Here is a 21,792-nt window from a genome sequence, read left to right on the forward strand (position 1 = left end):
TCAACTCCGGAAAAGAAAGCGGAGCTTCTTTCGCAGCCCGCGGCCCATTCTCTTTTTCGCCTCGAACCAGAAGCGCAAGAGCAGGTTGCGCGACAGCCAGGCGAACGGGGTCGAGGTGCTGATCCAGCGGTGGTTGAACTCGAAATCCGACCGGTACTTCCTGATCTGCAGGGTCTTGCCGAATTTTCGTTTGAAGATCGCCTTGACGCTCAGGGCGTTGCGCGATTCGACGAAGACGGTGATCGTCTCGATCGGCAGCAGATCGCGCATCCGCGAGATCTTTTGCGCCAGCGCTTCCTCGTTGCGGGCGACGACGGTAACGGTATTGGCCAGCAGCTCGGGGTCCGCGAGCCGTTGCGTCACGAGCTCGCGGCGCAGGTCGACCTCCTGGGCGTCATCTTCGTAGGCCGCGACGACGAAGTAGGTCTTGTGCTTGGACGTGTGCATGGATTTCTGCCACCAGTCGAGCGCTTTTTCGAGGCCGAGCAGCGAGGCGCGCGAGAGTTTTTGGCCGTTGAGGCAGCCATAGGGCATGGCCAGGATGACAATCGACGAGATAAGCCAGTCCTCCTTGTTGCGAGTTTCGGACGGGGATTAGGGTTCCGTGGTCCGTGCCTCGGCGGGTTTGCCCGCCGACCCGAGACCGCGGCAGGCATCGCCGGAATCGGGCCGGTCGGGCCACCTCTCGCTCCTGTGGCCGAGGCTGCGTCCCGAACGGGCAACGACGATCCTTTTCACCAAACTCCTCCAGTGCTTCGACCGGAGTTCCCCAACAGTTAGCATAATGCCGACCGCAAGGCGAACCGAATTCGAGGATAAACGGGCGATTCCGCCCGTTCTGCCGCCGGCAAGGGCGAAAGGGGTTCTCGCCGTCTCAGTTGCGAGTGGGCACCGGGGAGATGGCCCGCGCTCTCGCGCGGCGGCGCCAGCGGGTCAGGACGGGCAGCACGAAGAAGAACAGTGCGAGGGCCGTGATCGCTCCGGCGATCGGCCGGACGAAGAAGATCGCCAGCGAGCCCTGCGACATGATCAGGCTCTGGCGCAGCGCGTTCTCGGACATGTCTCCGAGCACCAGGGCCAGCACCAGCGGAGCGAGCGGATAATCGAGCTTCTTGAAGACGTAGCCCATGACGCCGAAGATGAGCATGTACCAGATGTCGATCATGCTGTTATGGACCGCGTACGAGCCGATGGCGCAAACGACGATGATGAGCGGTGTCAGGATGGCGAACGGGATGCGCAGGATTGCGGCGAAAAACGGCACGAAGGCGAGCACCATGATGACGCCGATCACGTTTCCGGTGTACATGCTGGCGATCAGGCCCCAGACGAAGTCGGGATTGTCGATGAAGAGCATAGGACCGGGCTGGAGGCCCCAGATAATGAGCCCTCCCAGCATGACCGCGGCCGTCGGCGAGCCGGGGATGCCGAGCGTGATCATCGGCAGGATGGCGGCCACGCCGGCCGCGTGGGCGGCGGTCTCGGGCGCCACGATTCCCTCGATCTCCCCCTTGCCGAAGCGCTCGGGGTTCCTGGAAAAGCGCTTCGCGAAGGCATAGCTCATGAACGAGGCCGGAGTGGCGCCTCCCGGCTTGAAGCCCATCCAGAAGCCGATGATCGAGCCGCGCACGAACGTGCGATAGTATCGCGGCAACACCTTCCAGGTTTCGAGCACCGCGCGCGGGTTCATCGTGGTCCTGGCGCCCTGGAAGCGAAGGCCTTCCTCGACGCTGAGGAGGATCTCCCCGATGCCGAACAGTCCGATCACGGCAACGATGAAGTCGAAACCTTTCATCAGATCGGTGAAGCCGAAGGTGAGCCGGAGCTGTCCCGTGACGATGTCCAGGCCGACAGTCGAAAGGATGAAGCCGATCAGGATCGATGCCAGGGACTTGAGCGGGTTCTCGCCGCCGAGGCCGACGAAGCTCGAGAAGGTGAGCAGCTGGATGGCGAAGAATTCGGGCGGCCCGAACTTGAGCGCCACCTCGGCCAGGAGCGGGGCGAAGAAGGTGATCAGGACGATGGAGAACAGAGCGCCGACGAACGAAGAGGTGAACGCGGCGGTCAGCGCCTGGTCGCCATGGCCGGCCTTTGCCATCGGATACCCGTCGAAGGTCGTCGCCACGGACCACGGCTCGCCGGGAATGTTGAACAGCACCGAGGTGATGGCGCCGCCGAAGAGCGCTCCCCAGTAGATGCAGGTGAGCAGGATGATGGCGGAGGTCGGGGGCATGGTGAACGTGAGCGGGAGGAGGATTGCCACTCCGTTGGCTCCCCCGAGACCCGGAAGAACGCCGATGATCGTGCCCAGCAGGATGCCGATCACCGCGATCAGGATATTGGTCGGCGTAATCGCGATCTGGAAGCCGAGAAGCAGGTTGTCGAGTCCCACGGGTCAGTATCCGAACCACGCTTCCACGGGTCCCTTGGGCATGGGGACGAGGAACCATGTCTCGAAGATGAGAAATGTGATGAACGGAATCGTAAGGGAGAGCGCAACGACCGCCCGCCAGCCGTGGCCGCCGACCCAGCGCATATAAAAGCCGAGGTAGAGTCCCCCGGCGACGTACAGTCCGAGGCCGCTCCAGGGCCCGGGAGGGTCGGTAACCACGATAAAGGCCGCGAGCGGTCCGAGGACCTTGAGCACGGGAATGAACCGCTCGCGGCTGACGAACGGCTTCGTCGCTCGACGAAAGAGCGCCTGCAGGAACAGCGCGGCGCTCACGGCGGCCAGGAGCGCCGCAAGCCAGAAGGGGAAAAAGCCGCTCAACGGCCCTTCGTCGCCCCAGCCGATGCCCAGGCGGAGAGCATCGTACATCACGACAACGCTGAGCAGGATCAGCAGGGCCGAAGTGACGAGATCGGCGGTGCGCATGCTACTTGTGCAGCAGTCCTCCCTTTTCCATCAGCTCCCTGTGGAGCTTTTCGTTCGCTTCGACCCACTTGACATACTCGGCGCCGGTGGCAAAAGCGGGCTTGAGCGCGCCCTTGCTGAGATATCCCTTGAAATCCGGCGTGTCATATGCCTTGCGCAGGAAACCGATGTACCACTCCACCGCTTCTTTGGGCATCCCCGGCGGCCCGAAGATACCGCGCAGCATGTTGTACGAGATATCCGCGCCGAGCGCTTCCTTGATCGTCGGAATGTCGTGCCATTCCTTGTCGGGAATGCGCTCGGGATCGAATACCGCCAGCGGCCGGACGCGGCCGGCTTTCCAGTTGCTCACGCATTCCGCGGGGTTGTTGACCGTCGAATCGACGTGCTTTCCCACCAGATTGGTGCAGACCTCGCCGCCGCCCTTGAACGGCACGTAGGTGAACTTCACGCCCTGGCTCTGCTCGAGCAGGACCGTGATGATCTGGTCCTCCTGCTTCGAGCCGGTCCCCCCCATCTTCATGCCCGGCTTCTGCTTCACCGCGGCGATGTACTCCCTGGCGGTCTTGTACGGGGTCTCGGCGTTCACCCAGAGGATGAAGCGGTCGAGGGCGAGACGCGCGATGGGCGTAAAGTCGCGCCAGCTGAAGGGGGTTCCCGTCGCGAGCGGGGTGGTGAAGAGGTTCGAGAGAGTGATGATGATGGTGTGGGCGTCGCCCTTCTTTTCCTTGACGTGGAGGAAACCTTCGGCACCGGCGCCGCCGGACTTGTTGACGACGATGAAGGGCCGGGGAGAGAGCTTGTACTTGTCGTTGATGCCGGCGATGAGCCGCGCCATCTGATCGGCGCCTCCTCCGGTTCCCGCCGGGATGACGAACTCGATCGGTTTGGTGGGTTCCCAGGCCTGAGCCGGAGCTACGCCGAGAACCCGTCCCACGAGGACAGTCCCCAGGATGAGCGAGAAAGAGCGAGCGACATTGTTAGTCATGGGAGCCTCCCTTGAATCTCATCGACCCACGGAATCGCTTCCGAACCCTGCGACCGCTCACCGCACGACGGATACCTACATAAACCGCCTCCTGTCTCTGACTTTGTTGGCTCGGTTATCACACGGCGCGCGTTTGTCAAGGGGTGGCAACGCTGGCCGGCCTGGCACCCTTACACCGATTTTCGCTCAAAGAAGAGGGAAGTATTCCTTGAACGCCGTGACCATCAGGCTGGCGAGCCGCTCGTTGTAGCTCTCCACGTGGCCGTAATGGGTGAGGCGGGGGACGACCACCAGCCGCAGCGCCTCGGCATAGGGGGCGAAGCGCTTGAAAGCGTAGACTTCGCGGCGAAACTCGAGCCCCTTTTCTCCGCCTTCGACCCAGTGACCCTTGTCTCGCTCGCCGACGATGTGAAGCATTTTCTTGCCGCGGAGCCGAGCGAGATCGGCTTTGAAAGTGACGAACAGCTCGTCGTCCGGCAGGGCGGAAATCCGCCGGACCTCAGGGAGCAGGACATCGTGGGCGCTGTGCTCGATGTCCTGGAGGTAAGGCTTGAACTGCGGCCGGCGGTGATTTTCCAGCTCGAACCAGCGCTCGGCGGTACCCCAGGGCTGGTTGGGTCCCACGTAGCCGCTCTTGACGTAGCCCGCCGGAGAGCGGCGGCTGAGTCCGGCGATCTCGCGAAACGGCGCGGCGCGCTCTTCCGGCGACTTTTCCGCCCAGGCGAGGTCCCACTGCTTGCGCAGCCAGGCCGGCATGCCGGTCCCGAATCCCAGCCCGCCGACGAGCGGGTTTCTGAGGCCGTACTGCTCCATCAGATAGAAGTACTCGCCCCCGGTCGAATGCCCCCATATGAAGAGCTTGAGCCCCGGCAGCACCTGCTCGATCAGCGCCTTGACGGCCTCGATGCACATGCGGAAGGTGTACACGGAGAGGCGGTTTCGGAGCTCTTCGTCCCCGGGCCGCTCGCCGATAACGAATTCCGGGCGCCGATCCGGAATCGCCGGCCACGGCCTTCGGCTGTAGTGGCCGGGAAGAGAAACAGCGAGCACGGGAATGCCGAGCGAAGCCATGTGCTGGGCGATGCCGGCGCGGGACGCGGCTGGATCGACCTTGGTGAGGTCGAGATAGGCCTCGGGGCCGTCAGGGGTGAAGAGGAACTCGTACTCGTTCGCCGCGCCGCCGTGGATCATCACCACCGCAAGCCCGTCGATGGAAGCTCTGGCCGGCTCGAGGAGCCGGCCATGGATGTCCCACCGAAAAAGCTCGCCGGGCCTGGCGGGGTTCGGGTAGCGGTCGATCCACGTCTGGACCTCCCTTACGGAAAAGGTCGTGCGGGGAAACGGGTCGGGAAAGAGCCGATAGTCCTCGAAGCTCATCGAGTAGATGAACTCGTCGTGCAATCCCCGGCCTTCTTTCAAGGCCGCAACGTAACGCTCGCCAGCGCTCCGGCTCACCACGTCTCCTTTTCGCGATGCGGTCTCGGCAACGTATGTCCCCGGCGCGGCGGAGTGTCAAGAGAGGAGGGGGGAGAAAGGTAAGACGCCGGGGCTGCGGCGGGGGTTCCGGCGGCCCCTTGACACTCCGGGGCGGCTCCGGTAAGAACTGGTCAGACCAGCAGACCAGCAGCGATGCTCCGCATCATCAAGAAAACCAGGATCCACGAGGAAGTGATGAGCCAGATCCACGAGCTCATCCGGCAGGGAAAATTCAAGGCGGGCGACCAGCTGCCGTCCGAGCGCGAGCTCGCCGAGATCTTCAAGGTGAGCCGCACCTCGGTGCGCGAGGCGCTGCGGGCGCTGGAGACGCAGGGGCTGGTCGTGAGCCGGACGGGCGCGGGAAATTTCGTCGCCGATCTTCCGGTGGAGTCGCTGGTGGCGCCGCTGGCCCGGCTTCTGGTCGAGGAAAAGAACGCGCTCGCGGAGGTTTTCGAGCTGCGCAAGCTGATCGAGCCCCATATCGCGTCGCTGGCGGCGAAGCGGGCGTCGCGGCGGGACATCGAGGAAATGAAGCGGATCCTGGATCGACAGGCCGCCGCGGTCGACCGCGGCGAAACGGGAGTGGAGGCGGATACCGATTTCCACTTCACGATCGCCCGCGCGACCCAGAACCGCGCGCTGGAGAAGCTGGTGTCGGCCTTGATGGACGTGCTCAGCCACAGCCGCGAAGAGTCGCTGCAGACGCTCGATCGCCGGCGGGCGTCGATCGATGCGCACCGCGCGATTGTCGCCGCTGTCGGTCGTCACGATGGCGCGGGCGCGCACCGCGCGATGCTGCGGCACATCGAGGAGGTCGAAGAAAACGTGCTTTCGGCGAAGAGATCGACTGCCAAGAGAACCAGAGTCGCCTGAAGCGAAGGAGGGGCGTTTCATGATCAAACGCGTGGAGGTCAACTACCGGGGCATCTTTCAGAAGAACCTGGCGAAAAAGATCGGGAGCGACATCGTGATGATCGCCAGCCGCATGGGCAAGCGGGCGTTCTCCAACGGCCGCTACAGCGACTCTCCGGAGCGCAACGGCATCCCGTGCAAGTACTTCGCCTTCGTGTCGCCCGACCTGTCCGACGAAGAGCTCGAGGCCGAGTGCGGTGCCAAGCTCGACATCGACGAGGCGGACGTCTCGATCGTGCTGGACGACACCATGTGCAAAGGGGTAGAGCCCTGGGGCTGGCACGGGGTCCGGCCGATCAACGAAAAGGTGGTCGCGGGCGGAAGCCTGCTGGTCTTCTCGCGCAAGAGCCACGCCGAGCTGCTGAAGTTCATCGCCAGGAAACCCTACAGCTACAAGCTGGCCGTTCTCGACGGCGACGCGAGCTTCGCCGGCCTATGGGTCAACAAGGACGACCTCACCTACGAGCGGGCGCTCGGCGGGATCGCTGCGCTCGACCCCTCGGTGATCAGCATCGAGGCGGTCGAGGCGTACCTGATGGAAAAGACCAAGCAGAAGCACCGTGCGGAAGCGGCGCGTGCGGCCTACGAATCGCTGCGCCAGGAAGCGAAGCCGCCCCGGGTCAGGGAGGTCGCTCCGGGCGAGGGGAGCGAGTGGAAGCACGCGATCCCGGTATTGCCCAAATGGTTCGAGATGGCCGAGGGGGCGGTGGTTCCGGCGGTAAAGCGCGGCTTCACGATAGGGCCCCGGGGGCAGTCGCGCAACACGATGTTCAAGCGCGGGACGACCAAATCGCAGCGTCCCGCGGTCCGTTTCGATCTCTGCACCAAGTGCACGTTGTGCTGGGCGGAGTGTCCGGATGAGTGCTTCGATCCCACCGCGGACGGCTACTACGACATCGACTATCAGTACTGCGTCGGCTGCGGCAAGTGCGCCGAGGTCTGCCCCGTGAAGGAATGCATCGTGATGGTCGACGAGCTGCGCTTCGAGGACGACAGCAGCCCGTACGAGCACTGGAAACGGGCTCCCAAGGAATACATCCAGTGGGTGGAGGAGAAGAAAGGCAAAGAGCGGGTCTCCTATCCCGTCGTGACCGGCAAGGGCGTGAGCGTCACCGCCGGCGAGTTCATGCCCGAAGGCAAGATCGTGCCGGTAAGAAAGACCGAGGAGGTTGAGCTATGAGCGTAGCAGTCGCAACAGCCAGGACGGACGTCTACGAGCGCGAGGACCTCTTGAACGGCTGCCAGGCGGTGGCGCACGGCGTGCGTCTGGCGGACGTCGACGTGATCGCGGCGTATCCGATCCGTCCCTACACCGAGGTGATGGACGCGATCTCCAAGCTGATCGCCGACGGTCAGTTCGACGCCGAGTACATCATCGCCGACAGCGAGCATTCGCAGTTCGAGATCGTCAAGCACGCGAGCTCCGTCAACGCGCGGGCGTTCGCGGGGTCGAGCGGTACGGGCTGGATGTACGGCTTCGAGGCCCTGGTGGTCACAGCGACCGATCGGCTGCCGACGTTGTTCCTGGTCGGGAACCGGGCTCTCGACGACCCCGGAGCCTTCGGCGTGGAGCACAACGACGCGATGGCGCTGCGCGACATGGGATGGCTGCTTTGCTGGGTGACCTCGCCGCAGGAGGCGCTGGAGCACGTGCTGCTGGGGTACCGCATCGCGGAGGACAAACGGGTCCGGATGCCGATGGCGCTCGCCATGGACGGCGCCTTTCTCACGCACTCGCAGCACATGGTGAAGATTCCGTCTCCCGAGGCGGCCAAGCGCTTCCTGCCGCCGTACGACCTGGCGGAGAGGCGCCTGCACCCGGACAACCCGATTTCGGTTGCGCCGCAGGTGAACGAGGACTGGGTCATGGAGCTGCGGCGGCAGAACTGGGAGGCGGCGAGAAGGGCACGCAGCGTGATCCAGGAGGCTTACAAGGAGTTCAACGCCATTTTCGGAGAGCGCTACACGGCGCCTTACTATTTCGACGAGTTCATGACCGACGACGCCGAGGTCGTGCTGATCGGCGTCGGGACGGTGGCCAGCCCGGGTCGCACGGCGGCGAGGCGGTTGCGCGAGAAGGGTCACAAAGTCGGCTACGTGAACCTGCGGTGGTTCCGGCCGTTCCCGACGCAGCAGCTCCGCGACTCCCTGAGCCGCTTCAAGGCGGTCGGGGTGATCGACCGCGACTTCGCCCACGGCTCGGCGGACGACGGCGGTATCGTGATGCACGAGATCCGCTCCTGCCTCTATCCCGCCAAGAACCGTCCGGCGGTGGTGGACTTCATCGGCGGGCTGGGAGGGCGCGACCTCTCCATCGGCGACCTGCAGAAGATGTTCGAGATCACGCAGCAAGCGGCCAAGAAGGACTCCATGGACGGTCTCGTAACCTGGATCGGCCTGAGGGAGTAAAGGAGGAACGGTCATGTCGACGGTACCGACAATCGATTACGAGAAGATCAAGGGAGTCAAGAACGTTCCGCTGGAAGAGCTCTACACGTCGGGTCACCGCACCTGCCAGGGCTGCGAGTCGGCTACGACGATGCGCGGTTTCGTCAAGGCGGCCGGTCCGCGGACGGTGGTGACAGGCTCGACGGGCTGCATGTACGTGGCCAACACCTCGTACTTCACCACTCCGTGGATCGTTCCCTGGATGCACACGCAGCTCGGGGCGGGCGGCTCGTCGGCGGTCGGGATGGCGGCCGGCCTTCGCGCGCAGATGCGCAAGGGGAAGATCAAGAACGAGAAGATCAACGTCATCGCGTTCTGCGGCGACCTCGGCGGCGGCGACATGGGGATCGCGGGAATCTCGGGAGCGCTGCAGACGGATTACGATCTCCTGATCATCATGTACGACAACGAGTCGGCGGCGAACACCGACATCCAGGCGACCGGTCTGACCACGTTCGGCGCGCAAACCACCTTCACGCCTCCCGGCACCAAACATCCGATCATGCAGCGGCGCTGGAAGAAGAACGTGGCGGGAATGCTCGCCGTGGGCCACCCCACGTGTCGCTACGTGGCGACGGCGTGCGCGACGTACCCGCCGACGGACTACCTGAACAAGGTGCGCAAAGCGCTGGCGATCGGCGGGCCGACCTTCATTCATACGTACGACCCGTGTCCGAAGGGCTGGGACTACCATCCACGCTATTCCAACGTGCTGGGCGAGCTGGGCATTCGCTGCGGCCTCTATCCGCTTTACGAGGTCGTGGAGGGGCAGGTGATCTACACCTACGACGCGCGCAAAAGCGGTAAAGGCCGGATCCCGGTGAAGGAATTTCTCACGAAGCAGGGGCGTTTCGAGCACCTCAAGGAAGAGCACTTCGAGTACATTCAGAAGATGGTGGACGAGATGTGGGAGGAGTGGGAGATTCCCGGCGTGGCGCCGATCAAGGGAATCCTCAAGGCGAGGATCTGACCGCGGCGGTTCCGCCGGACCGCGAACGTAAATCGAGAGGCCCCGGAAAAACCGGGGCCTCTTTTTTTGCGCCCGCTGCGGCGCCGCGCTAGTATAGGCGAGCTGAATTCTCGCCCCCGGAGAACAGCGGGGCCAACGGTCGGTGAGAAGGGTTCTGCGCGCGCTGCGTCACCTGCGAAGACGGTGGAGGAGGCTTTTTCGCGCCTCGCCGAAGGCAAGGCTCTTTCGCGGCGCCGTCCTCGCGGCCGCCGGGTTCTTCGCCGTGAACTGGGCCTACCACGTGGCGCGCAAGCCGGGGGAGCTCCTCGCTCCTGCGAGTCCCGCCCTGACGAAGACGCCGGAGGCCACCTGGCGGAGCTACGGCCGCCTTTTCGAAAAACACTCGACGAACATCGTCTCGCCGGAATTCCTGGCCGCTCTGGCGCAGGTCGAGGCCGGGGGCAATCCGGCCGCCACGACCTACTGGCGCTGGCGCTGGTCGTGGAACCCGTTCGAGCTGTATCGGCCGGCGTCGAGCGCGCTCGGGATGTATCAGATGACCGACGCGACCTTCGAACAGGCGCGCCGGTATTGCATCCGGGATCACCGGCCGGCGGCGGCGGGCTCCTGGAGGGATGCTGACGCCTGCCGGTTCACCGGCTTCTACACGCGGACGCTGCCGAGCCACGCGATCGAGATGACGGCCGCCTACCTCCACCTGAGCGTGCTCGAGGTGCTCGCCCGGCGCGGGGCAAAGGCGAGCCGGGCGCAGCGCGAGCGGCTGGCCGCCGTGATCCATCTCTGCGGCCCGGGAAGAGGGGAGGCGTTCGCGGCGCGGCGCTTCCGCGCCGCCGCCGGGGAGCGCTGCGGCACGCACAGCGTGCGGCGCTACCTTGCGCGCATGGAGCGGATGAAAAAGCGCTTCGCGGAGCTCCGGTCAGGCGGAAAAGAACTTTCTTCAAAGGTTCGAGCCGTTCAGGCCGCTCGACCTCTACGCCCCGTTGGAGCTGTACCTTGAGCGGTTCCGGCTCCCGATTTCCGGCTTTCGCGTCGACCGTGGTGCCCCGGCGAGCCACGATCCCGACAGCCGGAAACGGGGCGGAAGCTCATGAGCCCCGTCTCCCCAGCAGGCGGTAAAAGATCGTGGTGGTGATCGCCAGCGATAGTGCGGCGGTGAGCGCGAGACCCAGGGAGACGCCGAAGAGCGTGGCGAAGGCTCCCACCACGATCGATCCCGCCGAGCGCATTCCCTGGTCCATGTTGAAGACGCTCATCACCCGCCCGAGCAGCTCCCGGGGCACCTCGATCTGGATGATCACCCGGCTGATCGTGCGAAAGCTCACCTGACCCGCGCCGACGAGAGCGAGCAGCAGCAGCGAAAGCCAGAAAATCGGCGAGGCGCAGAAGAGAATGAGGAAAACCGGGGTGACGGTCGTGGTGACCCACAGAAGGCGCGCCCGGTCCCAGCGCTCTCCCGCCGTGGCGAGAAAGAGAAGGGACGCGACCGCCCCTACGCCCGGCGCCGCCATCAAGAGCCCGAGCCCCTCCGGGCCGACCGCGAGAACGTCTTTCGCGAAAACGGGCAGGAAACGGTGGTAAGTGGTGATGAAGATGCTGAAGGTGTACGCGGCGACGATGCTGCTGAGGATCACGGGGGAGCTCCAGACGTAGCCGAAGCCCTCCTTGAGCTCGCGGACGAAGCTCTGTTCGGCCGGCGTGCGGCGCTCGCGGAGCCGCATGAGGACGAAGCCGGAGGCGGAAAGCAGCAGGCTCGCGAGAAACGCCTCGTAGCACCCGGCGACACCGATCCACAGGATCAGGATTCCCCCGAGCGACGGCCCGACGATCCGCGCGAAGTTGAAGCCGATCGTGTAAAGGGAAACCGCGTTCATGAGATCGCCGCGCGGAACCAGGTCCGCGAGAGCCGACTGGGAGGCCGAGGGGTTGACCGCGCGGATGGAACCGAAGAGGACCTCCAGCGCGAGGAGATGCCAGAACTCCAGCGCCCCGGCCGCGTAGAGCAGCAGAAAGATCAGCACCGGCAGCGCCGATCCGAACTGGATCGCGATCAACAGGCGCTTGCGGTCGTAGCGGTCGACCAGGACCCCGCCGACGGCTCCGAGGAGCAGGCGCGGTGCGGCGCCGCACAAGCCGAGGACGCCCAGCGCCATGGCCGATCCCGTGATCTCGTAGGCGATCCAGTTGAGGGCCACTTCCTGAACGAAGTGACCGAGCGAGGCCAGCAGGTCGCAGGACCAGAAGAGGGCGTAGTCGCGATAGCGCAGAGAACGAAAGACGCGAATAGCGCGGCTCTCCTTTCACAAGTGTGCGGCGGGTCGCCGCAGCCCGGCTGCTTCAGGGAAGCTCGGCGCGGGTGACCGTGACGCGGGCACCGGCGGCGGTCCCGTCATCGGGCATGGTGTCGCCGCCCGCGGACCGCGACGTTCTCATTTCAGCAGATCGCGGAGCTTCGCGACCGTCGCGGGGTCGGTCTTGAAGAAGCCGTTCACGATTTTCTCGACGTCCTCTCCGGCGACGGGGTCCACTTCCAGATTGGCTTTCTTCGCCTCGGCGAGGAAAGCCGGGTCGGCCATGGTCTGCCGGAAGGCGCGGCGAAGAAGCTGCACGCGGTCCTTCGGCGTTCCGGGAGGCAACGAATAGAGATAGGTGATCGCGCTCACGTCGTGCATCACGAGCTGGATCAGTCGTCGTCCGAGGTCCGTCTTGGCGAGCCTGATGGCGAGGGGAACCTCCGGCAGATCGGGATGCGGGGCGGGAGCGTTCTGCAGGACGACCTTGACCTCGCCCGATTCGAGCTGCTTGCGCCAGGTGACCTTGGTGGACGCCCAGGACAGCCCGCACAGGCCGGAGACCTCGCCCGCGTCGAGGGCGAGGCGGATCTCCGCCGTCCCTTTGTAACCCGACACGATCTGCGTCGGAAGGCCCAACGCTTCCTTGAGGACGGCCAGATTGTCGTAAGGAGTCGAGCCGGGCGGAGTGGCGCCCATCTTGACAGGGGACGGCGACGCCGCCCACTGCTCGACGCTGCCGATGCCGCTGGCCTTCGACATGAGGCAGAGATCGTGATTCCTGACCGGAGCGCCGACGTACTCGAACCGGCGCGCGTCGAACTCGATACCCTTGCGGCCGATGACCTGATGCAGCACGAGGGTTCCGATCCAGTTGCCGACGGTCAGGCCGTCGGGTCTGGCCTGGTTGTACAGGTAATTGGTGCCGATCAAAAAGGCCGCGCCCGGCATGTTCTCCACCACCAGAGCGGGGTTGCCGGGAATGTGCCTGCCCATGTGTCGCGCGATCGCGCGCGAGTAGGCGTCGAAGCCTCCGCCGGGGGTGGTCGCAACCACGAGGCGGATCGTTTTTCCGCGGTAGAAGTCCTGGCCGCTGGCCGGCAGCGGCCGGGAGAGAGCGGCGGCGCAGACAAGGATGGCCGAAACGGCACGCAGGCGTGAATCCATGAAACGTCTTCCTCCGTGTGCGACATGCGAGACGGTATCGTCCGAATAAGTACATCGCGCGTTCGGCGGCTGTCAAATCGCGCGCCGCGGCTTCCGCCGCCCGGAGTTATGCACATGTGGACAACTTTTCCAAGAGAAAAGCAAAGAGCGACACTTGAACGCGCCCGGCGGTTGTTCATAGCGCGAAAACAAAAAAAATTTTCTTGCAAGGAAAAATAAAAAATACTATGTGTTGCATGCTTCCGCGTCGTTCAACGCGCTCGAGCTTCTCAGGCGGCAGAGAAAAGGCTCCGTGCGGAAAATTCCACGGCACGCGCCCGCTGAAAAATGGAATTTTGGCCGACGGGCTCTGCGACGCGAGGCTTGCTCGTCTGCGCGGCCGGAGTCGATGGCTGCACGGGCGGGCTCATCGGCGCCGCCGTTCTTCAGCAGGAGGGCAGAGAAATGATCGAGGCTCTTCGCCCGCAGGACCACCCGTCCAGATTCGGCGAGTATTTCGGTTTCAAGGAAGTTCCTTTCGGCGTCACGCCCGATCCCCGGTTCTTTTACAGCAACGCTGCCTACGTGGAAGCGCTGTCGGCGCTGGCGCGGGGCGTCGAAGGCAGGAGGGGGCTGATGCTGCTGACCGGCGAGGTCGGGACCGGGAAGACCATTCTGCTGCGGACGTTGATGCGCCGCCTGGAGTCGACGGTCCGCTTCGTCTTCATCTCGACAACCCACCTCACGTCGCTCGGCCTCGTCGAGCTGGCGCTCCAGGATCTCGGGCTCGCCCCGAAGGAGAAAAACCGCCTGGAGATGCTGCGCGAGCTGGAGGCGTATTTGAAGGAAGAGCTGGGGCGCGGCCGGACAGTGGCGCTCCTGCTGGACGAGGCGCAGAACCTGACCGACGACGCTCTCGAGGGCATGTGCGCCCTTTTGAATCTCGAGACCGAGGCGGAGAAGCTTCTGCAAGTCGTCCTGGTGGGACAACCGGAGCTGGCGGCGCGGCTGGCCAAGCCGGCGTTGCGACGCATCAAGCAACGGATCGCCATTCACCACCGGCTGTTCGGGCTCCAGGGAGCGGGAGAGGTGGAGGATTATATCCGCCACCGGTTGCGGGTCGCCGGGTACGAGGGGCCGGACCTCTTCAACAAAGAGGCGATCGAGGCGGTGTGGTGCTACTCGGGCGGGACTCCGCGGCTCGTGAACATGCTGTGCGACAACGCGCTGGCGATGAGCTGCGAGGGCGGGAAGAGAAAGGTCTCGCCTTACCTGGTCATGAAGGCGGCGAACGGCCTGCTCCTCGACCGCGGAGCCGACGCGCCGAAGCCCCTGTCTTCGGATCCAGGAACGGCGCGGGGCAGGCCGGCGGCGCGGGTCAACGGCAGGAAAGCCGAGGCCGCGGAGGGCAGGCGCGCCGATCGAATCGAGGCGGCCGGCGACGACGGCGCGGCGGCGCGACCGGCGCCGGAAGGGCGGGGTCCGGTGGTCGCGGCGGATTTCATCGACCAGCTCACCCGGAGCGCGACCGAAGCGATGGGTCCCATGGCGGCGCTGGTGGTGCGCGATCAGATCTCTGCTCTGGGGGAGTCCGGAGAGACCTTTCCCCAGGTGAAGCTCGGGAAGCTGATCGAGCGCGTGAGCGAGGAGATCTTGAACCAGACGATGAGGGAAGGGTTCCGGCGCAAGATGCAGCAGAAGCTGGCGACCCTGAAGACTCTTTAACGGAGGCGGCATGGAACAGGATGCGCGGCGCGTCGGCCTGAAGTGGAAGGTCGGGGGGATCTTTACCGGCGTGATGTTGATGCTCACCCTGGTGGTCGCGGCCGGGGTCTACCGGGTGACTCAGAACCTGATGCAGGAGCAACTGGACAAGCGGGCGTTCGCGATGGCGACCAATCTGAGCGACGCCGCCGCCGGATATCTCGCCGGGCAGAACGTTCTGGCCCTGCACGCCCTGGTGCGCAAGTACACGCTGTTCGACGGGGTGGCCTATGCCGTGATCCGCAACGGAAAGGGGGAGATCGTGGCCCACACGTTCGGGGCGGTTCCCCCCGAGATCGTGGAAGCGCCCACGGAAGCGCGCCGCGGGGTCGCGCGCCGGCGCCTCTCGCTCCAGGGGAGCGCCGTGTATGAGACCTCCGTCCCGGTGCTGGACGGCCAGGCCGGGACCGTGCACGTGGGTTTCTGGCGCGGCGCGATCGAGCAGGAGATCTGGAACGCGGTGCTGTCACTGATCGGGGTCGTGTCGGTCCTGCCGGTCCTGGGCGCGCTGCTCTCTTTCTTCCTCGCGCACTGGATCGTGCGCCCGATCGTGGGGCTCACGCAAATCGCCGACAAGGTGACGATGGGCGATCTGGAAACCGCGATCAGCGGCAAATGCGTTGCGCTGCGCGACGAGATCGGCGATCTCGCGCGCTCGCTGGAGCGCATGCGCTCCAGCCTGAAGGCGGCGATGCTGCGCCTCGGCCGTGAGACCGCCTGATAAGGGTCGAGCCGGCCGGAAGGAGGAAAAAATGGACCGTTGCGCCAGCCTGTGCGCCGTTCGCGCGAGCTTCGCCTTTCTCGCGCTGATGCTGTTACCGTCCGTCAGGGCGGGAGCTGCGGCCGAAAAAACGCCGGCCCCGGAGAAGGTCGTCATCGCGTACAGCTCGCTCTCGGCCAACATGGCCCCGCTCTGGATCACCCATGAGCGTGGCTTCTTTCGCAAGTACGGTCTCGACGTGCAGCTCGTGTTCATCGAGAGCGGAACGACGACCGTTCAGAGCCTGATCTCGAACGACGTCGCCTTCGCGCAGATGGCCGGCGCGGGCGTCATCCAGAGCCGGCTGCGCGGGGCGGACGTTGTGATGATCGCCGGCGTGATCAACACCCTTACGTTCAAGTTCTACGTCGATACCAGCATCAGGCAGCCGGAGCAGCTGCGCGGGAAGGCGGTCGCGGTCACGCGCGTCGGGTCTTCGACCGATTTCGCCGCACGCTACGCCCTCGAGCGGTACGGCCTGACGCCCGACAAGGACGTGGCGATCGTCCAGGCCGGCAACATGCCCGCCATTCTCGCCGGCATGCAGGCCGGAAAGGTTCAGGGAGCGATGCTCTCGGCGCCGTTTACGCTGCGGGCGAAAAGCATGGGATTCCCGATGCTGGCCGACCTGCAGATGCTCGGGCTCGAATACCAGCATACGGGGCTCGCGACCACGGGGGCGTTGATCCGCCGGCGGCCGGACCTCGTGCGGAACGTGATGAGGGCCTACGTCGAGGGCATTCACTACTACAAGACCAACCGCGAGGACTCGCTGGCGATCCTGGCGAAGTACCTGAAGACCAGTGATGCGGAAGTGCTCGCCGAGGTCTACGAGGACATCGGCCTCGCCCTGGTTCCGGAGAAACCCTACCCGACGCTGCGAGGCATCGAGATCATGCTGCGCGAGCTGCGGGCGAAGGACCCCCAGACCAAGCCGATGCGAGCGGAGGAGTTCGTGAACGTGAGCGCGCTGCAGGAGCTCGACCGCGCGGGCTTCATCGACGCGCTGTACAAGAGCCGGCCCGTCGTGGCCCGGCGCGAGGCGCCCGCCGCGCCTCCCCAGCCGGTGGCCAAGCCCGTCACCGGCCCGGCCCCGAAAGCGGCGGTCAAGGCGGTCGTGGCGGAGGGAGCCCGGGAGTACGTGGTGATGCCCGGCGACACGCTGAGCCGGCTGGCGCAGCGCTACTACGGTGACGGGCACAAATGGCGGCTCATCTACGAGGCGAACCGGCCGAAGATGAGCAATCCCGACTATATTTACGTGGGGCAGAAAATCGTGATCCCCGCGGGATAGGACCGGAGTCGAGTCGGAGAGAGAAGGCGAGCGATCCGGCACGGCGGGAGATCGGAGAGCTTCGGAGGAGGCATGAGGGAACCATACGAGCATCTGCTGCAGGCGCTTCAGGAAAGCGAGCTGCGCCGCCTGCACAAATGCCTCGAGGAGATCGATCACAAGCTTTTGGATTGCCGCGAGCGAGTGGAAGAATACCATCGCACCCGGCTGGCGCTCCAGTCGATCAACGAAAAGCTGTCGCTGCTGGGCGCCCAGCCTTTGAGCGTCGCCGGAGAGGAAGTGTCCGGGCAGGACCTCGCGGAAATCATCAACAGCCGTATCCAGCGCTTCAAGTCCTCGGGGAAGCTCTAGCCGGGCGGCCCCGGCTATCGCGGCGGCTGTCTGCGGGAGCGGGGGCCGAAAGGCTCCGGCTGAAAAGGACCGTCGCGGAGCTGGAGGTATTTCTTCGTTCCCTCGTTAAAGCGCGCCTCGTCGAGCGGCCGGCGCAACTCCTCGCGCAGCATCACGTGCGCCGGCGCAGAAAGCTGGTTGTCGAGCGCCAGTGCGTCCCGCAGCCCCATCATCTGCAGCCCGAGGATGGCGACCGCAAGGTTGATCTTTACGGTTTCCGGCGGCACGCGCGCGATCCGCTCGACGATCGAGAAACACTCCTCCAGGAGCCGCTCCGGCTCCACCACCTTGACCACGAGCCCGATGCGCAGCGCCTCGCGGGCGTCGATGTGGTCCCCGGTCAGGCCGTAACGCAACGCGTTCTTGAAGCCGCCGAGCAGCGTCCACATGAAGCTCGTGTTCGACCCGTGGCGTACCTCGGGCTGGGCGAAGACCGCGTTCTCGGAGGCGATCGTGATGTGCGTGAACAGCGCCAGCCACGACCCGGCTCCCATCGCCCAGCCGTTGACCGCTCCGATGACGGGCTTGGGGAACTCCCACAGGCGCATGAAGTTCCGGCTTTCCGAGCGCCAGGAATCGATCAGCTCCGCGGCGCTCATCCCGGTGGGAATGCCGTAAGGCCAGTGAAGGTCACGCCGGCGCCCGCCGGCGCTTTTTCCCTGATCCATGCCCGCCGAGAACGCCCGGCCCGCCCCGGTGATCACGACCGCGCGAATCTCCGGGTCCGCCTCCGCCGCGTCCAGCGCCCGGTGAAGCTCGCGGATCAACGTCCGGCTGATGGCGTTCATCGCCTCCGGGCGGTTCAGCGTGATCAGAACGCCGCTGCGCTGCTTTTCGTAAAGGATCTCGGTGAAATCGGCCATCGTCTCTCCTTGCCGGGCGCCGATCAGTGCGCCTGCAGCGCCTTGATGAAACCGGCGTCGTCGAGCTCCCTGACCAGGCTGTCGTCGACGAACGACTGGGCGGTGCGGTCCTTGATGCTCTTCGGGTCCTCCTCCGCCATCTTGTCCAGGATCGTCTGGACGCCCTTCAACGAAGGGTAAGGGACGTCGTTGTAGAAGGTCGAGGCGAGCAGGTTGTACGAAAGCTCGAGGTAGCGATTGTCGCGCTCCTGCTCGGACTGGATGCGGAGCTTCTTGCGCAGCACCTGGATGCTTTCGGCCTTGTGCTTCTTGAAGTACGCGATTCCTTCGATGTAGCCCTTCATGAATCTCAGCGCTTGCGCGCGGTTGCGGCGGACGAAGGTGCGGGTGCTCTCGAGGGTGTTCTGCAGATAGAAGATGTCCATGACGGCGGGGTCGCCGATCACGCGGTAGCCCTTCTCCTCCGCGAGGAAGAAGGTCGGCAGCGTGAGCACCGCGGCGTCGATGCCGCCCTTGTCGAGGCTGGCGAGCATGGCGGGGGAAGAGCCGACCTGGAGAATCTGGACCTGGTCAGGTCGCAGGTTCCACTTCCTGAGCATCAGCACCAGAGCGAGATGGCCCGCCGAGCCGAACTGAGTGATGCCGACCCGTTTTCCCCTGAGGTCCTGGTAGCTCTTGATTTCCGGCCGGGCGAGGATCCGCTGGAGGCCCCTGTTCATGCTGGAGGCGACGATCACGGTGTCCGCCCCTCTCAGCTGAGACCGGATCGATCCTTCCCCGCCGCCCACGGAGAACTGGATGTCGCCGGCCACGAGCGAGCTGACGACGCGCGCCCCGCCGCCGCCTATGACGATCACCTCGACGTCGGCGCCGTGCTTCCTGAAAAACCCTTTTTCCTCGGCTATCCACACGCTGCCGTTGGTCGCGCTTACCGAGCTCAACCCGATCCGGATCCTATCCTGCGGCATGGCGGCCGCTGACAACGCCAGCAGCAAGAGCGGCAGCAAGATGGCGCAAAGCCCAGCGCGTGACATGCTCACCTCCGTAGTGCCGCTTCGCGGCGGCCCAATAAGGGGGAACCGAAACCGTCGCCCCTTACTATTCGAAAGCCCGGCGACGCGTCAAGCGGCGCGAAGGGCTACTCCAGATGGACGAAGGCCCGCACCCAATTTTGCGGCAGCGCCGTGTGTCCTTCGCCGGTCAGGTCCTCGGCGAGGAAAACATCGCCCGCGGTGAAGGTTCTTTGGGTGCCGTCGCCGACGCCGATGGTCACGGAGCCCGAAAGCGTGATGCACCATTGCCGGCGCGGCGCGTTGTGCCATCCGAGGATGTTCGGGTTGTGCTCCTTGCGGAACACCAGCGCCTTGACCCGGTGAGGCGTGGAAAAAAATCCGGGCGCGCCATCGAGGTCCTCGAAGTGGGAGCGACCGTCCGGCCCGGTGTAGAGTCTACAGAACTGCACGGCTGGCCTCCTCGAAGCGTGGTCGGGCCCCACACTACGGGCGCGCGCGGAAAATTGCAACGGAAATTCGGGGCGTCCGGAGAAGTTGTGCTGGCTCGGGCAGAATGCTAAAAGAAGCCGAGGGCGGGAAGATGTCGGAAGGGGAAAAAAGATTGTTCGTCGGCATCAAGGTTTCGAGCAAGGTCCAGAGCGGTCTCGACAACCCGGCACCGGGAACCGAACGCTACTTCAAGGAAGGAAACGAGGAGTATCTCCAGGTCATCACCCGCGGCGAGGAAAAGTTCATCGGGCGATTTTTGAAGGACGGTTTTCCCGTCGGGGAGATCGACAACGTCAGCCGGAACGTGCGCAGCATCGTTTCCCTGATCACCGGCGGGCAGCGGATCGACGAGGACTCGGTTCGCATCTACGTTCGCTGAAAGCGCGCGTCGCCGGCCGCGCTGGTAATCCTCGCCCGGCGGTGGTAGGCTACTGCTGGATCGCTTAGATTACCGGCAGGGCGAAACGTCGCCGCAGGCCCCTGGCTACGCGTGCCCGGGGCTTTTTTATTTCGAGGAGGACCCGCGATGGACCGGAACCCGAGCACTGCGCGGCTACAGAACGGAACTCTGGTGCGCCACAAGAGCGCAGGGTACTGCGGCCGGATCGACGGCATCACTGAGCTAAAGCAATGCTTTACATCCGGTGGGCAAACGGCCGGGAAAAACGGCTCTGCCTATAAGTTTCAGTATCGTGTTCTGGTCGCCGGGGAGGTGCTTCGCAGGATCGCCCCGGAAGAAGACATGGAAATCCTCGAAGGGGTAGTGGAGGTTCTCTGCGGAGTTTGCGGCCACGGTTTCGCCAGCAGGCCCGGGATGGCCGGAAAGCCGGGCGGCCGTTGCGAATGCGGCGGCTGGATCTGCCCCTCCTGCCTTTCCTGCCGCGCGCAACCGGGTTTGCCCCAAGCGATCTGCTCGCAAGAGCGCAAGCGCCTGGCGCGCAAAGGCCGCGCGCAGAAGCAGCGCCTGCGCGCGTGAGCGGGACCCGCGGGAAGGCTCAGAAACCCGCGCCGCGCCTGATCGCTCTGAACCGGAGCCGCACGTAATCCGCAATCCAGGTGCCGTCGGGCCGGCGGAGCGCCGGGGCGAGAGTCGAGCGGACCTCTTGGAGGTAGGAGGAGCGCTCGGGCGGGGCCACCGCTTCGATGAAGGGCTGAGCGAAGACCTCCAGCCAGGAGACGATGTCCCCCGGCAGAGGAGTCGGCCGCGCGATCAGTCCGATCGTCTCGACTTCGAAGCCCGCCGCGGCGAGCAGGGCGCCGTACTCCTCGACGCCGGGATAGTACCAGGGATCCACGGCCTCCGGATCGACGCCGCGCGCCCGCAGGGCGGAATGCAGAGCGCGCCGGATCGCGGCCACGTTTCCGTTCCCTCCCATCTCGCCGACGAAACGGCCGCCGCCCTTGAGGGCGGCCGCGACGCCGGAGACCACCTCCGCCGGACGCTTCATCCAATGGAGAGCGGCGTTGGAGAAGACCGCGTCGAAATGGCGGCCGACCGCAAAGGCGTGGCCGTCCATCCTCACGACGTCGAGGCCGAGCTTGCGCGCGGCTCGAAGCTGCTCGTGGCTTGCGTCGGCGCCGACGACCGTCGCTCCCGCGGCGGCGATCTTGAGCGTCAAAGCTCCGTCACCGCAGCCGAGGTCGAGGATGCGCTCTCCCGGGACGGGAGCGAGCAGCTCGAGGAGGGGCGTGCCGAGCTCGGAGACGAAGCGCGCGTTGCGGGCGTAGACCTCGGGATTCCAGCGCGTCATGTTCACCTGATCGGGTCGCCCGGCCATACGTTCCGACCCCTGCGGTTTCGCGGCGGAAAACCCCGGACCCAAGAGGCCGGATCCAGGACTTGACGCCGCGGAGACCGGGAACCAGAAGCCGGGAACCGGAAACGCTCGTCGCTCACTCGAATCTCCACGTGCCGGTGAATTCCTCACACTAGCACTTTTGCGTTTATCTTGAAAAACCCGGGATTAACCGGCTTACTAGAACTTATCTCAAAATTGTTTTAGCAGAACAGCGATAGACGCTAACTGGACAAAGCCGAGAAAGTTTTGGGCATAGTATTCCCAGCGAACCAGGAGACGACGTTGCCATTGAATCCACGCAAAGAAGCGTTCCACGA

22 protein-coding genes are annotated in these 21,792 nt (G+C 64.9%); 11 read left to right on the forward strand and 11 right to left on the reverse strand.

The window, feature by feature from the left end:
- From VNN77_10100 to VNN77_10120, 5 genes are all read right to left on the reverse strand, one after another.
- Positions 1 to 534 (reverse strand): hypothetical protein, encoded by a 534-nt coding sequence (locus tag VNN77_10100; protein ID HXG51744.1) that lies wholly within the window; start codon positions 532 to 534, stop codon positions 1 to 3.
- Positions 535 to 874: 340 nt separating this feature from the next.
- Positions 875 to 2,392: a tripartite tricarboxylate transporter permease gene (locus VNN77_10105; protein ID HXG51745.1), complete on the reverse strand. Its 1,518-nt coding sequence runs from the start codon at positions 2,390 to 2,392 to the stop codon at positions 875 to 877.
- A 3-nt stretch (positions 2,393 to 2,395) separates the two neighbouring features.
- Positions 2,396 to 2,875: a tripartite tricarboxylate transporter TctB family protein gene (locus tag VNN77_10110; GenBank protein ID HXG51746.1), complete on the reverse strand. Its 480-nt coding sequence runs from the start codon at positions 2,873 to 2,875 to the stop codon at positions 2,396 to 2,398.
- Position 2,876: 1 nt separating this feature from the next.
- Positions 2,877 to 3,863: a tripartite tricarboxylate transporter substrate binding protein gene (locus VNN77_10115; protein ID HXG51747.1), complete on the reverse strand. Its 987-nt coding sequence runs from the start codon at positions 3,861 to 3,863 to the stop codon at positions 2,877 to 2,879.
- 186 nt (positions 3,864 to 4,049) lie between these two features.
- A complete protein-coding gene (locus VNN77_10120; protein HXG51748.1) occupies positions 4,050 to 5,318 on the reverse strand; it encodes an alpha/beta fold hydrolase in 1,269 nt (422 codons plus the stop codon).
- A 174-nt stretch (positions 5,319 to 5,492) separates the two neighbouring features.
- On the opposite strand from VNN77_10120, the gene VNN77_10125 reads away from it, so the two are divergent.
- The 5 genes from VNN77_10125 (at position 5,493) to VNN77_10145 (ending at position 10,666) form a co-directional block, all read left to right on the forward strand.
- Positions 5,493 to 6,212, forward strand: a complete 720-nt coding sequence (locus VNN77_10125) for a FadR/GntR family transcriptional regulator (GenBank protein ID HXG51749.1) — start codon at positions 5,493 to 5,495, stop codon at positions 6,210 to 6,212.
- A 19-nt stretch (positions 6,213 to 6,231) separates the two neighbouring features.
- Complete coding sequence (locus VNN77_10130; protein HXG51750.1) at positions 6,232 to 7,431, forward strand: 4Fe-4S dicluster-binding protein; 1,200 nt, start codon at positions 6,232 to 6,234, stop codon at positions 7,429 to 7,431.
- Positions 7,428 to 8,660 (forward strand): pyruvate ferredoxin oxidoreductase, encoded by a 1,233-nt coding sequence (locus VNN77_10135; GenBank protein ID HXG51751.1) that lies wholly within the window; start codon positions 7,428 to 7,430, stop codon positions 8,658 to 8,660. The genes VNN77_10130 and VNN77_10135 overlap by 4 nt, the downstream gene beginning before the upstream one ends.
- Before the next feature lie 13 nt (positions 8,661 to 8,673).
- Complete coding sequence (locus VNN77_10140) at positions 8,674 to 9,669, forward strand: thiamine pyrophosphate-dependent enzyme (protein HXG51752.1); 996 nt, start codon at positions 8,674 to 8,676, stop codon at positions 9,667 to 9,669.
- Positions 9,670 to 9,811: 142 nt separating this feature from the next.
- Positions 9,812 to 10,666 (forward strand): transglycosylase SLT domain-containing protein, encoded by an 855-nt coding sequence (locus tag VNN77_10145; GenBank protein HXG51753.1) that lies wholly within the window; start codon positions 9,812 to 9,814, stop codon positions 10,664 to 10,666.
- Positions 10,667 to 10,754: 88 nt separating this feature from the next.
- On the opposite strand, the gene VNN77_10150 is transcribed toward VNN77_10145, so the two are convergent.
- Together VNN77_10150 and VNN77_10155 are read right to left on the reverse strand one after the other, a co-directional pair.
- Positions 10,755 to 11,951 carry an MFS transporter gene (locus tag VNN77_10150; GenBank protein ID HXG51754.1) on the reverse strand — a complete coding sequence of 399 codons (1,197 nt, stop codon included), beginning with the start codon at positions 11,949 to 11,951 and terminating at the stop codon, positions 10,755 to 10,757.
- Positions 11,952 to 12,095: 144 nt separating this feature from the next.
- On the reverse strand, positions 12,096 to 13,124 hold the full coding sequence (locus tag VNN77_10155) for a tripartite tricarboxylate transporter substrate-binding protein (GenBank protein HXG51755.1): 1,029 nt from the start codon (positions 13,122 to 13,124) through the stop codon (positions 12,096 to 12,098).
- A gap of 444 nt (positions 13,125 to 13,568) precedes the next feature.
- On the opposite strand from VNN77_10155, the gene VNN77_10160 reads away from it, so the two are divergent.
- The 4 genes from VNN77_10160 (at position 13,569) to VNN77_10175 (ending at position 17,272) form a co-directional block, all read left to right on the forward strand.
- Entirely contained in the window at positions 13,569 to 14,828 is a 1,260-nt protein-coding gene (locus VNN77_10160; GenBank protein HXG51756.1) for an AAA family ATPase, read from the forward strand.
- Positions 14,829 to 14,838: 10 nt separating this feature from the next.
- Positions 14,839 to 15,588: a HAMP domain-containing protein gene (locus tag VNN77_10165; GenBank protein ID HXG51757.1), complete on the forward strand. Its 750-nt coding sequence runs from the start codon at positions 14,839 to 14,841 to the stop codon at positions 15,586 to 15,588.
- 31 nt (positions 15,589 to 15,619) lie between these two features.
- Entirely contained in the window at positions 15,620 to 16,921 is a 1,302-nt protein-coding gene (locus VNN77_10170; GenBank protein ID HXG51758.1) for an ABC transporter substrate-binding protein, read from the forward strand.
- 72 nt (positions 16,922 to 16,993) lie between these two features.
- Positions 16,994 to 17,272, forward strand: a complete 279-nt coding sequence (locus tag VNN77_10175; GenBank protein HXG51759.1) for a hypothetical protein — start codon at positions 16,994 to 16,996, stop codon at positions 17,270 to 17,272.
- A 14-nt stretch (positions 17,273 to 17,286) separates the two neighbouring features.
- Here the strand turns inward: VNN77_10175 and VNN77_10180 are convergent, their stop codons facing one another.
- From VNN77_10180 to VNN77_10190, 3 genes are all read right to left on the reverse strand, one after another.
- On the reverse strand, positions 17,287 to 18,174 hold the full coding sequence (locus tag VNN77_10180) for an enoyl-CoA hydratase/isomerase family protein (protein ID HXG51760.1): 888 nt from the start codon (positions 18,172 to 18,174) through the stop codon (positions 17,287 to 17,289).
- A 23-nt stretch (positions 18,175 to 18,197) separates the two neighbouring features.
- The gene (locus tag VNN77_10185) at positions 18,198 to 19,208 is read right to left on the reverse strand and encodes an ABC transporter substrate-binding protein (protein ID HXG51761.1); all 1,011 of its coding nucleotides are present in this window, start codon (positions 19,206 to 19,208) and stop codon (positions 18,198 to 18,200) included.
- A gap of 104 nt (positions 19,209 to 19,312) precedes the next feature.
- Entirely contained in the window at positions 19,313 to 19,636 is a 324-nt protein-coding gene (locus VNN77_10190; GenBank protein ID HXG51762.1) for a hypothetical protein, read from the reverse strand.
- Between the two features lie 131 nt (positions 19,637 to 19,767).
- On the opposite strand from VNN77_10190, the gene VNN77_10195 reads away from it, so the two are divergent.
- Together VNN77_10195 and VNN77_10200 are read left to right on the forward strand one after the other, a co-directional pair.
- The gene (locus VNN77_10195; protein ID HXG51763.1) at positions 19,768 to 20,055 is read left to right on the forward strand and encodes a hypothetical protein; all 288 of its coding nucleotides are present in this window, start codon (positions 19,768 to 19,770) and stop codon (positions 20,053 to 20,055) included.
- 147 nt (positions 20,056 to 20,202) lie between these two features.
- Positions 20,203 to 20,652, forward strand: coding sequence for a hypothetical protein (locus VNN77_10200; protein ID HXG51764.1), 450 nt, complete (start codon positions 20,203 to 20,205; stop codon positions 20,650 to 20,652).
- A gap of 19 nt (positions 20,653 to 20,671) precedes the next feature.
- Here the strand turns inward: VNN77_10200 and VNN77_10205 are convergent, their stop codons facing one another.
- Positions 20,672 to 21,454: a methyltransferase domain-containing protein gene (locus tag VNN77_10205; protein HXG51765.1), complete on the reverse strand. Its 783-nt coding sequence runs from the start codon at positions 21,452 to 21,454 to the stop codon at positions 20,672 to 20,674.
- Positions 21,455 to 21,792 lie beyond the last annotated feature (338 nt).

It is taken from the genome of Candidatus Zixiibacteriota bacterium (assembly GCA_035574315.1).
Classification (GTDB): domain Bacteria; phylum Desulfobacterota; class Binatia; order UBA9968; family UBA9968; genus DATLYW01.

Bases quoted from the DNA above. Each gene is read 5' to 3' on its own strand.
- VNN77_10205 (HXG51765.1), bottom strand. From the start codon at position 21,454: ATGGCCGGGCGACCCGATCAGGTGAACATGACGCGCTGGAATCCCGAG.
- VNN77_10175 (HXG51759.1), top strand. From the start codon at position 16,994: ATGAGGGAACCATACGAGCATCTGCTGCAGGCGCTTCAGGAAAGCGAG.
- VNN77_10100 (HXG51744.1), bottom strand. From the start codon at position 534: ATGCCCTATGGCTGCCTCAACGGCCAAAAACTCTCGCGCGCCTCGCTG.
- VNN77_10125 (HXG51749.1), top strand. From the start codon at position 5,493: ATGCTCCGCATCATCAAGAAAACCAGGATCCACGAGGAAGTGATGAGC.
- VNN77_10115 (HXG51747.1), bottom strand. From the start codon at position 3,863: ATGACTAACAATGTCGCTCGCTCTTTCTCGCTCATCCTGGGGACTGTC.
- VNN77_10185 (HXG51761.1), bottom strand. From the start codon at position 19,208: ATGTCACGCGCTGGGCTTTGCGCCATCTTGCTGCCGCTCTTGCTGCTG.
- VNN77_10195 (HXG51763.1), top strand. From the start codon at position 19,768: ATGTCGGAAGGGGAAAAAAGATTGTTCGTCGGCATCAAGGTTTCGAGC.
- VNN77_10140 (HXG51752.1), top strand. From the start codon at position 8,674: ATGTCGACGGTACCGACAATCGATTACGAGAAGATCAAGGGAGTCAAG.
- VNN77_10130 (HXG51750.1), top strand. From the start codon at position 6,232: ATGATCAAACGCGTGGAGGTCAACTACCGGGGCATCTTTCAGAAGAAC.
- VNN77_10155 (HXG51755.1), bottom strand. From the start codon at position 13,124: ATGGATTCACGCCTGCGTGCCGTTTCGGCCATCCTTGTCTGCGCCGCC.
- VNN77_10180 (HXG51760.1), bottom strand. From the start codon at position 18,174: ATGGCCGATTTCACCGAGATCCTTTACGAAAAGCAGCGCAGCGGCGTT.
- VNN77_10160 (HXG51756.1), top strand. From the start codon at position 13,569: ATGATCGAGGCTCTTCGCCCGCAGGACCACCCGTCCAGATTCGGCGAG.
- VNN77_10135 (HXG51751.1), top strand. From the start codon at position 7,428: ATGAGCGTAGCAGTCGCAACAGCCAGGACGGACGTCTACGAGCGCGAG.
- VNN77_10165 (HXG51757.1), top strand. From the start codon at position 14,839: ATGGAACAGGATGCGCGGCGCGTCGGCCTGAAGTGGAAGGTCGGGGGG.
- VNN77_10200 (HXG51764.1), top strand. From the start codon at position 20,203: ATGGACCGGAACCCGAGCACTGCGCGGCTACAGAACGGAACTCTGGTG.
- VNN77_10110 (HXG51746.1), bottom strand. From the start codon at position 2,875: ATGCGCACCGCCGATCTCGTCACTTCGGCCCTGCTGATCCTGCTCAGC.
- VNN77_10170 (HXG51758.1), top strand. From the start codon at position 15,620: ATGGACCGTTGCGCCAGCCTGTGCGCCGTTCGCGCGAGCTTCGCCTTT.